Here is a 13,264-nt window from a genome sequence, read left to right as displayed (position 1 = left end):
AAGAATTATTATTGCTGTCAGCGAAGAGATGTTTAAACTGCGGGCTGTTATTACTTGTCCGGGTTGTGTGCATGGAACTTTTACTTCTTGTCTGGCGGCAGTATCGCTGGCCATTTATCAGCGTCATGGCGCTCAGCCTCGCCAGCGCCGCATTGGGGATTGGGCTGATTGCGTTTATCAACCAGCGCCTGATTGAAACGGTCGACACTACGTTGATGGTGCTACCGGAGTTTCTTGGCCTGCTGCTGTTGTTGATGGTTGTCACGCTCGGCTCTCAGTTGGCGTTGACCACGCTTGGCCACCACTTTGTCTACCGGCTGCGTAGCGAATTTATTAAACGTATTCTGGATACCCACGTCGAGCGTATAGAACAACTTGGCAGCGCTTCGTTGCTGGCCGGTTTAACCAGCGATATCCGCAACATCACCATCGCCTTTGTTCGTCTGCCTGAGCTGGTACAGGGAATTATCCTCACCGTCGGGTCGGCGGCGTATCTGGCGATGCTGTCGACCAAAATGTTGCTGGTAACGGCAATCTGGATGGCAATTACCATCTGGGGCGGATTTGTGCTGGTGGCGCGGGTGTATAAACACATGGCTACCCTGCGTGAAACTGAAGACAAGTTGTATAACGATTATCAGACCGTGCTGGAAGGGCGCAAAGAGCTGACGCTCAACCGCGAGCGCGCCGAGCATATCTTTAATCAGATGTACGTCCCGGATGCTAAAGAGTACCGTCATCATATTATCCGTGCCGATACCTTCCACCTGAGCGCGGTCAACTGGTCGAACATCATGATGCTGGGCGCCATTGGCCTGGTGTTCTGGATGGCTAACAGTCTGGGCTGGGCGGATACCGCCGTGGCGGCGACCTATTCTCTGACGCTGTTATTCCTGCGTACGCCGCTGCTCTCTGCCGTTGGTGCGCTGCCGACGCTGCTCACCGCGCAGGTGGCGTTCAACAAGCTGAATAAATTCGCACTGGCACCTTTTAAGGCTGAATTCCCGCGTCCAACCGCGTTTCCGAACTGGCAAACGCTGGAGCTGCGTAATGTCGTGTTCCATTATCAGGATAATGCGTTTTCCGTCGGGCCGGTGAATCTGACTATTCATCGCGGTGAATTGATCTTCCTGATTGGTGGCAATGGTAGCGGGAAATCTACGCTGGCGATGTTACTGACCGGGCTATACCAGCCGCAGTCAGGTGAAATTTTGCTTGATGGCAAGGCCGTTGCCGTTGAAAAGCCGGAAGACTATCGCAAGCTGTTCTCCGCCGTGTTTACCGACGTCTGGCTGTTTGACAAACTGCTGGGGCCGGAAGGCAAAGAAGCCAATCCTCAACTGGTGGCGAAGTGGCTGGAACATCTGAAGATGGGTCACAAGCTGGAGCTAAACGATGGCCGTATCCTCAATCTGAAGCTGTCGAAAGGGCAGAAGAAACGCGTGGCACTGCTGCTGGCCCTGGCGGAGGAGCGTGACATCATTCTGCTGGATGAATGGGCTGCGGATCAGGATCCACACTTCCGTCGTGAGTTCTATCAGGTGTTATTACCGCTGATGCAGGAAATGGGGAAAACCATTTTTGCCATCAGCCATGACGATCACTATTTTATTCACGCCGATCGCCTGCTGGAAATGCGTAACGGACAACTGAGCGAGCTGCTGGGCGATGAGCGTGATGCTGCCTCACGTGACGCGGTGGCGCGCACTGCATGATCCCACATGCCGCCGGTTTTTTGTCCACCCGGCGGCGCTGTTTATTGTTATTTACATAAATCAGCATCATGATTAATGATATTTCATATCATGGATTTATGATTAATGTCCGCAATAAACAAAAACAGCGCCAGGCTGCGTGATGAAGAGCGTGCGCGTCTTATCTGGTTGTTGACCACTGATAAAGCCATTGTTTCAACGCTTTTGGGCAAGCTTACCCTGGCTGAGCAATATGACGTCGGTACGTTAGCCGACGATATTGCTGAGGTAGGGGCGCTGGTCGCCCACCTGCCACCACCCGATCTGGCAGATACCCTTGAGGCATTACCTTCTGAAGAGCGCCACGCCCTGTGGCGGCTGGTCGAAAGTGAAAAGCGCGGTAACGTTCTGCTTGAGGCGTCAGAGAACGTCTGGGACGATCTGATCGATGAGATGAGCGACCGCGAGCTGCTGGATGCCCTGCAATACCTTGATATCGACGAACAGATTTATCTGGTCCAGCATCTCCCGCGTAACCTCACTGGCCGACTGCTGGCGACGTTGCCGGCCGAGGAGCGGGCGCGCGTTCGCCAGGTGCTGCACTACGAGAAGAATCGCGTCGGTGCGATCATGGAGTTCGAAGTCATCACCGTGCGCCCGGACGTGACGCTGGAAGTGGTGCAACGCTATCTGCGACGGCTGGGTAAAATGCCGGAGAACACCGATAAACTCTTCGTGACCGATCGTAATAAAGTACTGGTTGGTGAACTTACCCTGACCTGCATTCTGCTCAATGACGTGCAGCGAAAAGTCAGCGAGGTGATGGAAGATGACCCGCTCACCTTTTCTCCGGAAGATATCGCCGAAAACGCCGCGCGTACCTTTGAACGTGATGACTTGGTCAGTGCCGCAGTCGTTGACCCTTCAGGCAAACTGATGGGCCGTTTAACCATCGATGAGATCGTCGATGTGGTCTATGAAGAAACCGATACCGATCTACGTCGAATGGGGGGCTTAAGCGCCGAAGAGGACGTATTTGCTCCTGTTACCAAAGCGGTAAAAACCCGCTGGGCGTGGTTGGCGGTTAACCTGTGTACCGCCTTTATCGCCTCGCGGGTGATCGACGGCTTTGAACATACGATTTCGCAACTGGTGGCGTTGGCCTCGCTGATGCCAATTGTGGCAGGGATCGGCGGCAACACCGGGAATCAAACTATCACCATGATCGTACGCGCGCTGGCGCTACAAAATATTCAGCCGGGAAACCTGACGTTTTTGATCCTACGCGAAATGGGCGTGGCGTTGATTAATGGCCTCGTGTGGGGCGGAATTATGGGCGGTATTACCTGGTGGCTGTATGATGACATGGCGCTTGGTGGTGTGATGACCCTGGCGATGATGCTCAATCTGCTGATGGCGGCGTTGATGGGGGTGATTATTCCGATGACGATGGTGAAGCTCGGGCGCGACCCGGCGGTCGGCTCGAGCGTCATGATTACGGCAATCACCGATACCGGCGGTTTCTTTATTTTTCTCGGTCTGGCAACGCTGTTTCTGATGTAGCCGTACGTTTGCGTCTGACGATCCGTGGCAGAATGAGCATCGTTATCACCCCGGCAACCACGCCAATCGCCAGGTTGCCGGTCGACACGGTCGCTGCGACGGTCACCAGCATCACCAACGTTTCAGTAACGGGGAGTTTTGCCAGCGTGCCGGGCTGGATGCTGTGCCAACTGAAGGTTTTCACCGCTACAATCACCATAATCCCCGCCAGCACCGACATGGGGATTTTCGCCATCACTTCGCTTAACGCAGTGACTAACAGCAACAGTACCAGCCCGGCGGCAACCGTCGAGACGCGGCTACGTCCTTTACCCATCTCGACGTTGACGATGGTTTGACCAATCATCGCGCATCCGGCGATACCGCCATAAAATCCGGCCAAAATATTGGCAATCCCCAGTCCGGTGCTTTCGCGATTCTTATTCGACGGCGTAACCGTCAGGTCATCCACCAGACGGGCGGTTAACAGCGACTCCATCAAACCAACAAAAGCGATGCTCAGCGCGCAGGGCCAGATAATCGCCAGCGTGTGCAGGTTGAGCGGTACGAGTAACTGCGTTAATCCTGGCAGACCGCCGCTCATTGAACCTTCGTCACCGACGGTTGGTAACAGTTGTCCGCTGGTAACAGTGAACACGGTCAGTAGCACGATGGCGATAAGCGGCGCGGGGATCGTTTTAATAAACCGCGGAACCCACAGCACAATTAGCAGCGTCAGGGCAAATAGTCCCCAGATTAGCGGGCTTTTACCCCAGAAATGCGGGACCTGGGCAAAGAAAATCAAAATACCCAGCGCGTTGACAAAACCGGTCATGACGGCCGTAGGAATGAAACGCATCAGACGCGCCATCCCCATTACGCCAAACAGGATCTGAATAATCCCGGCCAGTACCACCGCAGGCAGGATGTATTGTACCCCGTATTGATGCACCATCGGACCAATGACCAGCGCAACCGAGCCTGCAGCGGCGGTTACCATTGCCGGACGTCCACCTAAAAAGGACATCGCCAGGCACAGTACGACCGAGGCAATCAGGCTGACTTTAGGATCAACACCGGCGATAACGGAAAAAGAGATCACTTCCGGGATCAGCGCCAGGGCGGTTACCACACCGGCAAGCGTTTCACGAACCAGTAGACGGGGTTGGCGCAGGACGACACGAGTGGCGTTATTCGGCGCAGCGACAGAGGATGTTTGAGTTGCAGACATAGTTAAACTCAGGTCAAAAATGGCCTGAAACAGCAGACCGACAGGCATCCGTGCGGTGAATAGCAAAGCGCAGCATAGTACCCGTCTGGCGGACCGGTTTCCAGAAATGATTGTCAATAACCGTATAAACTATCAACGTATTAATAACATTTTTAAAAATTAAATATAATTTATAAACAATATTTAATTATTTTTACTTAAGTGTTACCGTTGGTGCCGCTCGATTTTCACCTGCATTAAAAGCAAAAAAGCGATACTAAAAGTAAGGCATTAACATTATGAAAAAAGTGACTGCCATGCTCTTCACCATGGCTGTAGGGCTGAACGTTGTCTCGATGGCAGCAAAAGCGAAAGCGGCGGAAGAGCAGGAAACGGATGTACTGTTGATTGGCGGCGGCATCATGAGCGCCACGTTGGGAACCTATTTACAGGAACTTGAGCCGCAATGGTCAATGACCATGGTTGAGCGACTGGATGGCGTTGCTCAGGAAAGCTCAAACGGCTGGAATAACGCCGGAACGGGACACTCCGCACTGATGGAGCTGAACTACACGCCTAAAAAGGCTGACGGTAGCATCAGCATTGAAAAGGCCGTCGAAATCAACGAAGCCTTCCAGATTTCCCGCCAGTTTTGGGCCTATCAGGTCAATAATGGCGTGATGCATGAACCACGCTCGTTTATCACCACCGTTCCGCACATGAGTTTTGTCTGGGGTGACGAGAACGTCAACTTCCTGCGCGCCCGTTACACCGCACTGCAGCAGAGCACCTTATTCCGTGGTATGCGTTATTCCGAAGATCACGCGCAGATCAAAGAGTGGGCGCCGCTGGTCATGGAAGGCCGCGATCCGCAGCAGAAAGTTGCAGCAACGCGTACCGAGATTGGTACTGACGTGAACTACGGCGAAATCACGCGCCAACTGATTGCTTCATTGCAGAAAAAGCCCAACTTTGCGCTGCAACTGAGCACCGAAGTCCGTGGCTTTAAGCGTAATGCTGATAATAGCTGGACGGTGACGGTCGCCGATCTGAAAAATAACGAAGCGGAACACGATATCAAGGCGAAGTTTGTCTTTATCGGTGCTGGTGGCGCTGCGCTGAAGCTGTTGCAGGAAACCGACATTCCGGAAGCGAAAGGCTATGCCGGATTCCCGGTTGGCGGGCAGTTCCTGGTTGCGGACAATCCGGATGTGGTAAATCGCCACCTGGCGAAAGTGTACGGTCAGGCTTCCGTTGGCGCGCCGCCGATGTCCGTACCGCATATCGATACCCGTATCCTTGATGGCAAACGCGTCGTGCTGTTTGGGCCGTTCGCGACATTCTCCACCAAGTTCCTGAAAAACGGTTCATTGTGGGATCTGCTCAGCTCGACCACCACCTCAAACTTTATGCCGATGGTCAACGTGGGCCTGGATAACTTCGATCTGGTTAAATATCTGGTAAGCCAGGTAATGCTCAGTGACGACGACCGTTTCGCCGCGCTGCAAGAGTACTATCCGCAGGCGAAAAAAGAAGACTGGCGTTTATGGCAGGCGGGCCAGCGTGTGCAGATCATCAAAAGCGATGCGGAGAAGGGCGGCGTGCTGCGTCTGGGCACTGAAGTCGTCAGCGATAAAGAAGGCACGATTGCTGCGCTGCTGGGGGCTTCTCCGGGTGCGTCAACCGCCGCGCCGATTATGCTGCATCTGATGGAAAAAGTGTTTAAAGATAAAGTGGCTAGCCCCGAGTGGCAGGCGAAGCTGAAAACCATTATTCCGTCTTATGGTACTAAGCTGAACGGTAACATTGCGGCTACGGAACAAGAGCTGCAGTACACCAGTGAGGTTCTGGGGCTGAAATATGACAAGCCGCAGGTTGCTGATGAAGCGCCAAAGCCACAGCTGAAACCTCAGGCACAACCGCAGTCTGAGCAGAAAGCCGTCGCGGATATCGCACTGTAAATAAAATGCCGGATGGCGCAGTTGCGCTTATCCGGCATGGTTCCTGCGCCTGTAGGCCGGATAAGGCGATACGCCACCATCCGGCACATTCTCATTTAGCGCGCGACTGCGTCCTGAATCTTCTCTTCCGCTTTCCAGATACGATATTTAACTTCCACGTTTTCCGGGGTGTAGACAACAATCGGCAACTTGCTGTTGTAACGCAGCATACCGTCATCACCCAGATAAGCAGTAATGAATTTCTTCTCTTTCTTACCGTCCGGGCAGGCCATCATGGTTGAAACCGGAGATGTAACTTTGTCCAAGACGTAGTAGTCATATCCCCAACCTTCCAGCGTTTTGCTGTCCAGTTCTCCGCCCAGGCGGTGTTGGTTGCAGTCAACTTCCAGCGTTTGTCCGATCAGCAGTTCTACTTTCAGAGTAGATTCGTCTTTCTCAGGGGTTAGCTGGATAACCTGGCGTTTCATCCCCTTTTCCGCCTTAGGATAAGGGGCGACTTTTTCCAGCGGTTGAGCGGCGGCATCGTTACTGGCAGCCCATGCAGAGGTGCTGGCAAAGGCGGCGAAAAGTACGGCAGGGACAATTGTCTTCATCTTATTGTTCACAGTGTTTCCTTTCTTCTGTCTTATGAACGAGTCTGTAGCAGGTTAACATATTTGGATAATCTATTAATCTGGATTTACTTATATTTAAAGTGTATTAGGTGTTTTTTTATCTGCCATGTTAGAGATATATCCTAGGAATTATCCTAATATTGATATCTTTATCTTTTTGAATAAGTCGTTATATACATTGTTATATAACTCATTGAAATGTGAGCAAAAGCGCATTTTTTCCCGCCAACTCAACACTCCTTTGATCCGGCAACAGCATTTACCCCAATTGGGGTATGCACCTCTAACACATCCTGAAATATCTTACGGCTAAAAATAACTACTCATAAATAGTGCAGTTTTTTATGTCGTTCAACCCGCCGAGGGAGGGCGTCATTATGGAAGGACAATGTCATGGTTGATTTATCCCGTCGAGGCATGTTGACAGGCAGTTGGCGAAACGCCAGCGCAGGGATCCGTCCGCCGTGGAGCAAGGAAGACTCTCACTTTCTGGCCCATTGCCTCCGTTGTGACGTCTGCATCCAGGCGTGCGAAACCGACATCCTGCAGCGAGGCCAGGGTGGTTATCCGAGCGTAAATTTCAAACACGGCGAGTGCAGCTTTTGCTATGCCTGCGCAGAAGCCTGTCCCGAATCACTTTTTCTTCCGCGCCACACCAGGGCATGGGATCTGAATTTTACGATCGGGGAAAACTGTCTCGCACATCAGTCCGTTGAATGTCATCGCTGTCAGGATAGCTGTGAACCCATGGCAATAACCTTTCGTCCCACGCTGTCCGGCATTTATCAGCCGCAGCTCGACAATCAGGACTGTAACGGATGTGGTGCCTGTGTCGCTATCTGTCCGGTATCAGCCATTAACGCGGAGTACAACCATGGACAATAACTGGCAGGTCTGCAGCCTGGTCGTTCAGGCCAAAAGTCAGCATATCAATGATATCGCCACCCAGTTGCGTTCGTTTCCGGGTTGCGAAGTTGCACTCAGCGATGTCGAAAGCGGTCAGTTGATCGTGGTGGTGGAAGCTGAGCACAGCGAAACGTTAATGAAAACTATTGAGTCAGTACGCAACGTTGCGGGCGTACTGGCGGTGTCGCTGGTTTATCACCAGCAGGATGAGCAAGGTGAGGAAACACCATGAAACTCAGTCGTCGTAGCTTTATGAAAGCTAACGCCGTTGCGGCCGCTGCGGCGGCTGCCGGGTTAAGCGTGCCGGGCGTAGCCCGCGCGGTAGTCGGTCAGCAAGAAGCCATCAAATGGGACAAAGCCCCGTGCCGTTTTTGCGGGACGGGCTGTGGCGTATTGGTCGGGACGCAGCAAGGGCGTGTTGTGGCATGCCAGGGCGATCCGGATGCGCCGGTTAACCGTGGGCTTAACTGCATCAAAGGTTATTTCCTGCCGAAAATCATGTACGGAAAAGACCGTTTAACGCAGCCGATGCTGCGCATGAAAGACGGCAAGTATCACAAAGAAGGCGAGTTCACCCCGATTAGCTGGGACCAGGCATTTGACGTGATGGAAGAGAAATTCAAAACGTCGATGAAAGAGAAAGGCCCGGAATCTATCGGTATGTTCGGCTCTGGCCAGTGGACGATTTGGGAAGGTTATGCCGCAGCCAAACTGTTTAAAGCGGGTTTCCGTTCCAATAATATCGACCCGAACGCACGTCACTGCATGGCGTCAGCGGTAGTCGGCTTTATGCGTACCTTCGGTATGGATGAACCGATGGGCTGCTATGACGATATCGAGCATGCCGATGCCTTCGTCCTGTGGGGCGCGAATATGGCAGAGATGCACCCGATCCTGTGGTCACGCATCACCAACCGCCGTCTGTCCGATCCTAACGTGAACGTCGCGGTTCTCTCCACCTTCCAGCACCGCAGCTTTGAGCTGGCGGATAACGGTATGGTGTTTACGCCGCAAACCGATCTGGTGATCCTCAACTACATCGCGAACTACATCATTCAAAACAATGCGATAAACCAGGATTTCTTTAGCAAACACGTTAACCTGCGTAAAGGCGTGACAGACATCGGCTACGGTCTGCGTCCAACCCATCCGCTGGAAAAAGCGGCGAAGAATCCGGGATCCGATGCCTCAGAACCGATGAGCTTTGAGGATTACAAAGCTTTCGTTGCTGAGTACACGCTGGATAAAACCGCCGAAATGACCGGCGTACCGAAAGATCAACTGGAACAGCTGGCGCAGCTGTATGCCGATCCGAAGAAAAAAGTCATCTCCTACTGGACGATGGGCTTCAACCAGCACACTCGCGGCGTGTGGGCCAACAACCTGGTCTATAACCTGCACCTGCTGACCGGTAAAATTTCCCAGCCGGGCTGCGGTCCGTTCTCTTTGACCGGTCAGCCTTCTGCCTGCGGGACCGCGCGTGAAGTCGGTACGTTCTCCCATCGTCTGCCTGCGGATATGGTGGTAACGAACGAAAAACACCGTGATATTTGCGAGAAGCACTGGAATATCCCGTCAGGGACCATTCCGGCAAAAATCGGTCTGCACGCCGTGGCGCAAGACCGCGCGCTGAAAGATGGCAAGCTCAATGTCTACTGGACGATGTGTACCAACAACATGCAGGCCGGTCCGAACATCAACGAAGAGCGTATGCCGGGCTGGCGCGATCCGCGCAACTTCATCATCGTCTCCGATCCGTACCCGACGGTCAGCGCCTTGTCTGCTGACCTGATCCTGCCGACCGCGATGTGGGTAGAGAAAGAAGGGGCCTACGGTAACGCGGAACGCCGCACTCAGTTCTGGCGTCAGCAGATTAAAGCGCCGGGCGAATCAAAATCGGATCTGTGGCAACTGGTGCAGTTCTCTCGTCGCTTCAAAACCGAAGAAGTTTGGCCGGAAGAGCTGCTGGCGCAGAAACCGGAGCTGCGCGGCAAAACGCTGTACGACGTACTGTTTGCTACGCCAGCAGTAACGAAATTCCCGGTGGCTGAACTGGCTGAAGATCAACTGAACGATGAATCCCGCGAGCTGGGCTTCTACCTGCAAAAAGGGTTGTTCGAAGAGTACGCCTGGTTTGGTCGCGGCCACGGGCATGACCTTGCGCCGTTTGATGATTACCACAAAGCGCGCGGCTTACGCTGGCCGGTCGTTGAGGGTAAAGAGACTCAGTGGCGCTACAGCGAAGGCAACGACCCTTATGTGAAAGCGGGGGAAAGCTACAAGTTCTATGGTAAGCCGGACGGCAAAGCGGTCATCTTCGCGCTGCCATTTGAACCTGCCGCCGAAGCGCCGGATAAAGAGTACGACCTGTGGCTTTCTACCGGTCGCGTGCTGGAGCACTGGCATACCGGCAGCATGACGCGTCGCGTGCCTGAACTGCACCGTGCGTTCCCGGAAGCGGTGCTGTTTATCCACCCGCTGGATGCAAAAGCACGCGATCTGCGCCGTGGCGATAAAGTCAAAGTGGTTTCCCGCCGTGGCGAAGTGATCTCGATTGTTGAAACGCGCGGGCGTAACCGTCCGCCACAGGGGCTGGTGTACATGCCGTTCTTCGACGCCGCACAGCTGGTGAACAACCTGACGCTGGATGCGACGGATCCGCTCTCCAAAGAGACGGATTTCAAGAAGTGCGCCGTGAAACTGGCGAAGGTGTAACGCGTTATGTCCCGGTCAGCAAAACCCCAAAATGGCCGCCGCCGCTTTCTGCGCGACATGGTTCGCGCAGCGGGTGGGCTGGCCGTCGTTGGCGTGGCGCTGGGGTTGCAACAACAAACCGCGCGTGCAAGCGGCGTGCGGTTGCGTCCGCCAGGCGCACTGAGCGAGGAAGCATTCGCCAGCGCCTGCGTGCGCTGCGGTCAGTGCGTTCAGGCGTGTCCGTATGACACGCTAAAACTGGCGACGCTGGCCTCCGGGCTGGCGGCCGGTACGCCGTATTTTGTCGCCCGCGATATTCCTTGCGAAATGTGTGAGGACATTCCGTGCGCCAAAGTCTGCCCCAGCGGCGCGTTGGACAGGGAAATTGAATCCATTGACGATTCGCGTATGGGACTGGCGGTACTGCTGGATCACGAAAACTGCCTTAACTATCAAGGGCTGCGCTGCGACGTTTGTTATCGCGAGTGCCCGAAAATCGATGAGGCGATCACCCTGGAGCTGGACCGCAACATGCGTACCGGCAAGCATGCGCGGTTTATTCCAACCGTGCACAGCGATGCCTGTACCGGCTGTGGGAAATGCGAAAAAGTCTGCGTACTGGAACAGCCAGCAATAAAAGTGCTGCCGCTGTCGCTGGCGAAAGGGGAGTTAGGACACCATTACCGCTTCGGTTGGCTGGAGGGGAACAATGGCAAATCGTAAACGGGATGCCGGGCGTGAAGCGCAGGCAAAAAAAGGATGGTGGAAGAGCCATCGCTGGCTGCTACTGCGTCGTCTGAGCCAGTTTCTGATACTGGCGATGTTCCTGAGCGGCCCGTGGCTTGGCGTGTGGATCATGCATGGTAACTACAGCAGTAGTTTGCTGCTGGACGCCATTCCGTTCACCGATCCGCTGATTACCCTGCAAAGCCTGGCCAGTGGACACCTGCCGGCGACGGTGGCGTTAACGGGGGCGGCCATCATCACGGTGCTGTATGCCCTGGCCGGTAAGCGACTGTTTTGCAGTTGGGTTTGTCCTATGAATCCGGTCACCGATTTAGCCAGCTGGTTGCGCAGAAGGTTTGACCTGAATCAGTCCGCAACCCTGCCGCGCCATATACGTTACGTCCTGCTGGTGGTTATCCTGGTTGGTTCCGCATTGACCGGTACGTTGCTGTGGGAGTGGATAAACCCAGTTTCTCTACTCGGACGCAGCCTGGTAATGGGATTTGGCAGCGGAGCGCTGCTGATCCTCGCGCTGTTTTTATTTGATCTACTGGTCGTTGAGCATGGCTGGTGCGGGCATCTTTGCCCACTGGGTGCGCTGTATAGCGTGGTGGGGAGTAAAGGTGCATTAACCGTTTCGGCAAAAGAACGTAACAGATGTAACCGCTGTATGGATTGTTTTCATGTTTGCCCGGAACCGCATGTGCTACGTGCGCCGGTGCTGGATGAGCAAAGTCCGGTGCAGGTAACCAGCCGCGATTGCATGGCCTGCGGTCGCTGCGTGGATGTCTGTTCTGAGGATGTTTTTACAATAACAACACGATGGAGTTCGGGAGCGAAACAATGAAAAGCCATGACCTGATTAAAAAGCTGAGTCAATGGGCGGCCCTGCTTACCCTGGTCGTCAGTGGGGCCGTTTGGGCTGCAAACGGAGTGGATCTGAGCCAGTCACCGGAAGTCTCAGGGACACAGGAAGGGGCGATTCGCATGCCGAAAGAGCAAGTGCGTATGCCGCTGAACTATGTGAATCAGCCGCCGATGGTTCCGCACAGCGTTGAAGGGTATCAGGTGACGACTAACACTAACCGCTGCCTGCAATGCCACGGTGTGGAAAGCTATCGCACCACCGGTGCGCCGCGCATCAGTCCGACGCACTTTATGGACAGCGACGGCAAGGTATTGGCTGAAGTCGCGCCGCGTCGTTATTTCTGCCTGCAATGTCACGTTCCGCAGGCTGACGCCGCGCCGATTGTTGAAAATACCTTCACCCCCTCGAAAGGTTACGGGAAATAAGAGGTCATTATGGAAAATTCTAACCGTAAACCAGGCTGGATTAAGCGCGTCTGGCAATGGTGGCGTCGCCCCAGCCGTCTGGCGCTCGGCACGCTGTTGTTAATCGGCTTTGTGGGCGGCATTATTTTCTGGGGCGGCTTTAATACCGGTATGGAAAAGGCCAATACAGAAGAGTTCTGCATTAGCTGTCACGAAATGCGCAATACGGTATACCAGGAATACATGGAAACCGTACACTACAACAACCGCAGTGGTGTGCGAGCAACTTGCCCTGATTGCCACGTCCCACATGAGTGGGCTCCGAAAATGATCCGTAAGATCAAGGCCAGTAAAGAGCTGTACGCGAAAGCACTGGGGTTAATAGATACACCGCAGAAATTTGAAGACCATCGTTTAACGATGGCGCAGAATGAGTGGCGGCGTATGAAAGATAATAATTCGCAAGAGTGTCGCAATTGTCACAACTTCGAGTTTATGGATTTAACCGCCCAGAAAGGCGTTGCGGCCAAAATGCACGACCAGGCCGTGAAAGACGGGCAAACCTGTATTGACTGTCATAAAGGGATAGCGCACAAACTGCCTGATATGCGCGAAGTCAAACCGGGCTTTTAACAGGATGTAGAT

At 53.8% G+C, this 13,264-nt stretch carries 12 protein-coding genes; 10 read left to right on the top strand and 2 right to left on the bottom strand.

Annotated elements, in window-relative coordinates; all coding sequences use genetic code 11:
* Nucleotides 1-71 precede the first annotated feature (71 nt).
* Together E1B03_RS18045 and mgtE are read left to right on the top strand one after the other, a co-directional pair.
* A complete protein-coding gene (locus E1B03_RS18045) occupies nt 72-1,715 on the top strand; it encodes a multidrug ABC transporter permease/ATP-binding protein (RefSeq protein WP_103770412.1) in 1,644 nt (547 codons plus the stop codon).
* 105 nt (nt 1,716-1,820) lie between these two features.
* The gene (mgtE, locus tag E1B03_RS18040) at nt 1,821-3,257 is read left to right on the top strand and encodes a magnesium transporter (protein WP_103770413.1); all 1,437 of its coding nucleotides are present in this window, start codon (nt 1,821-1,823) and stop codon (nt 3,255-3,257) included.
* Here the strand turns inward: mgtE and E1B03_RS18035 are convergent.
* Nucleotides 3,220-4,467: a SulP family inorganic anion transporter gene (locus tag E1B03_RS18035; RefSeq protein WP_103770561.1), complete on the bottom strand. Its 1,248-nt coding sequence runs from the start codon at nt 4,465-4,467 to the stop codon at nt 3,220-3,222. The genes mgtE and E1B03_RS18035 overlap by 38 nt on opposite strands.
* Nucleotides 4,468-4,745: 278 nt before the next feature.
* On the opposite strand from E1B03_RS18035, the gene mqo reads away from it, so the two are divergent.
* Nucleotides 4,746-6,407 carry a malate dehydrogenase (quinone) gene (gene mqo, locus E1B03_RS18030; RefSeq protein WP_103770414.1) on the top strand — a complete coding sequence of 554 codons (1,662 nt, stop codon included), beginning with the start codon at nt 4,746-4,748 and terminating at the stop codon, nt 6,405-6,407.
* A gap of 95 nt (nt 6,408-6,502) precedes the next feature.
* Here mqo and eco read toward each other — a convergent pair whose 3' ends face one another.
* Nucleotides 6,503-7,000, bottom strand: coding sequence for a serine protease inhibitor ecotin (gene eco, locus E1B03_RS18025; protein ID WP_103770562.1), 498 nt, complete (start codon nt 6,998-7,000; stop codon nt 6,503-6,505).
* A gap of 414 nt (nt 7,001-7,414) precedes the next feature.
* On the opposite strand from eco, the gene napF reads away from it, so the two are divergent.
* Genes napF through napC form a run of 7 tightly spaced genes read left to right on the top strand, consistent with a single transcriptional unit; the run spans nt 7,415 to nt 13,252 of the window.
* Nucleotides 7,415-7,906 carry a ferredoxin-type protein NapF gene (gene napF, locus E1B03_RS18020; protein ID WP_003834634.1) on the top strand — a complete coding sequence of 164 codons (492 nt, stop codon included), beginning with the start codon at nt 7,415-7,417 and terminating at the stop codon, nt 7,904-7,906.
* The gene (gene napD, locus E1B03_RS18015) at nt 7,896-8,159 is read left to right on the top strand and encodes a chaperone NapD (RefSeq protein ID WP_016153776.1); all 264 of its coding nucleotides are present in this window, start codon (nt 7,896-7,898) and stop codon (nt 8,157-8,159) included. Before napF ends, napD begins: the two co-directional genes overlap by 11 nt.
* Nucleotides 8,156-10,642, top strand: a complete 2,487-nt coding sequence (gene napA, locus E1B03_RS18010; protein ID WP_103770415.1) for a nitrate reductase catalytic subunit NapA — start codon at nt 8,156-8,158, stop codon at nt 10,640-10,642. The genes napD and napA overlap by 4 nt, the downstream gene beginning before the upstream one ends.
* A gap of 6 nt (nt 10,643-10,648) precedes the next feature.
* Nucleotides 10,649-11,344: a ferredoxin-type protein NapG gene (gene napG / locus E1B03_RS18005; protein ID WP_043017004.1), complete on the top strand. Its 696-nt coding sequence runs from the start codon at nt 10,649-10,651 to the stop codon at nt 11,342-11,344.
* Nucleotides 11,331-12,194, top strand: coding sequence for a quinol dehydrogenase ferredoxin subunit NapH (napH, locus tag E1B03_RS18000; protein WP_103770416.1), 864 nt, complete (start codon nt 11,331-11,333; stop codon nt 12,192-12,194). The genes napG and napH overlap by 14 nt, the downstream gene beginning before the upstream one ends.
* Entirely contained in the window at nt 12,191-12,640 is a 450-nt protein-coding gene (gene napB / locus E1B03_RS17995) for a nitrate reductase cytochrome c-type subunit (protein ID WP_103770417.1), read from the top strand. Before napH ends, napB begins: the two co-directional genes overlap by 4 nt.
* Before the next feature lie 9 nt (nt 12,641-12,649).
* On the top strand, nt 12,650-13,252 hold the full coding sequence (napC, locus tag E1B03_RS17990; RefSeq protein WP_006683729.1) for a cytochrome c-type protein NapC: 603 nt from the start codon (nt 12,650-12,652) through the stop codon (nt 13,250-13,252).
* The last annotated feature ends 12 nt before the right edge of the window (nt 13,253-13,264 follow it).

It is taken from the genome of Citrobacter arsenatis (assembly GCF_004353845.1).
Classification (GTDB): domain Bacteria; phylum Pseudomonadota; class Gammaproteobacteria; order Enterobacterales; family Enterobacteriaceae; genus Citrobacter; species Citrobacter arsenatis.
This window is presented reverse-complemented; position numbering and strand designations above follow the sequence as displayed.

Coding starts and splice junctions, on each gene's coding strand:
- mqo (WP_103770414.1), top strand. CDS start 4,746: ATGAAAAAAGTGACTGCCATGCTCTTCACCATGGCTGTAGGGCTGAAC.
- eco (WP_103770562.1), bottom strand. CDS start 7,000: ATGAAGACAATTGTCCCTGCCGTACTTTTCGCCGCCTTTGCCAGCACC.
- napA (WP_103770415.1), top strand. CDS start 8,156: ATGAAACTCAGTCGTCGTAGCTTTATGAAAGCTAACGCCGTTGCGGCC.
- mgtE (WP_103770413.1), top strand. CDS start 1,821: ATGTCCGCAATAAACAAAAACAGCGCCAGGCTGCGTGATGAAGAGCGT.
- napF (WP_003834634.1), top strand. CDS start 7,415: ATGGTTGATTTATCCCGTCGAGGCATGTTGACAGGCAGTTGGCGAAAC.
- napG (WP_043017004.1), top strand. CDS start 10,649: ATGTCCCGGTCAGCAAAACCCCAAAATGGCCGCCGCCGCTTTCTGCGC.
- E1B03_RS18045 (WP_103770412.1), top strand. CDS start 72: ATGGAACTTTTACTTCTTGTCTGGCGGCAGTATCGCTGGCCATTTATC.
- E1B03_RS18035 (WP_103770561.1), bottom strand. CDS start 4,467: ATGTCTGCAACTCAAACATCCTCTGTCGCTGCGCCGAATAACGCCACT.
- napC (WP_006683729.1), top strand. CDS start 12,650: ATGGAAAATTCTAACCGTAAACCAGGCTGGATTAAGCGCGTCTGGCAA.
- napB (WP_103770417.1), top strand. CDS start 12,191: ATGAAAAGCCATGACCTGATTAAAAAGCTGAGTCAATGGGCGGCCCTG.
- napD (WP_016153776.1), top strand. CDS start 7,896: ATGGACAATAACTGGCAGGTCTGCAGCCTGGTCGTTCAGGCCAAAAGT.
- napH (WP_103770416.1), top strand. CDS start 11,331: ATGGCAAATCGTAAACGGGATGCCGGGCGTGAAGCGCAGGCAAAAAAA.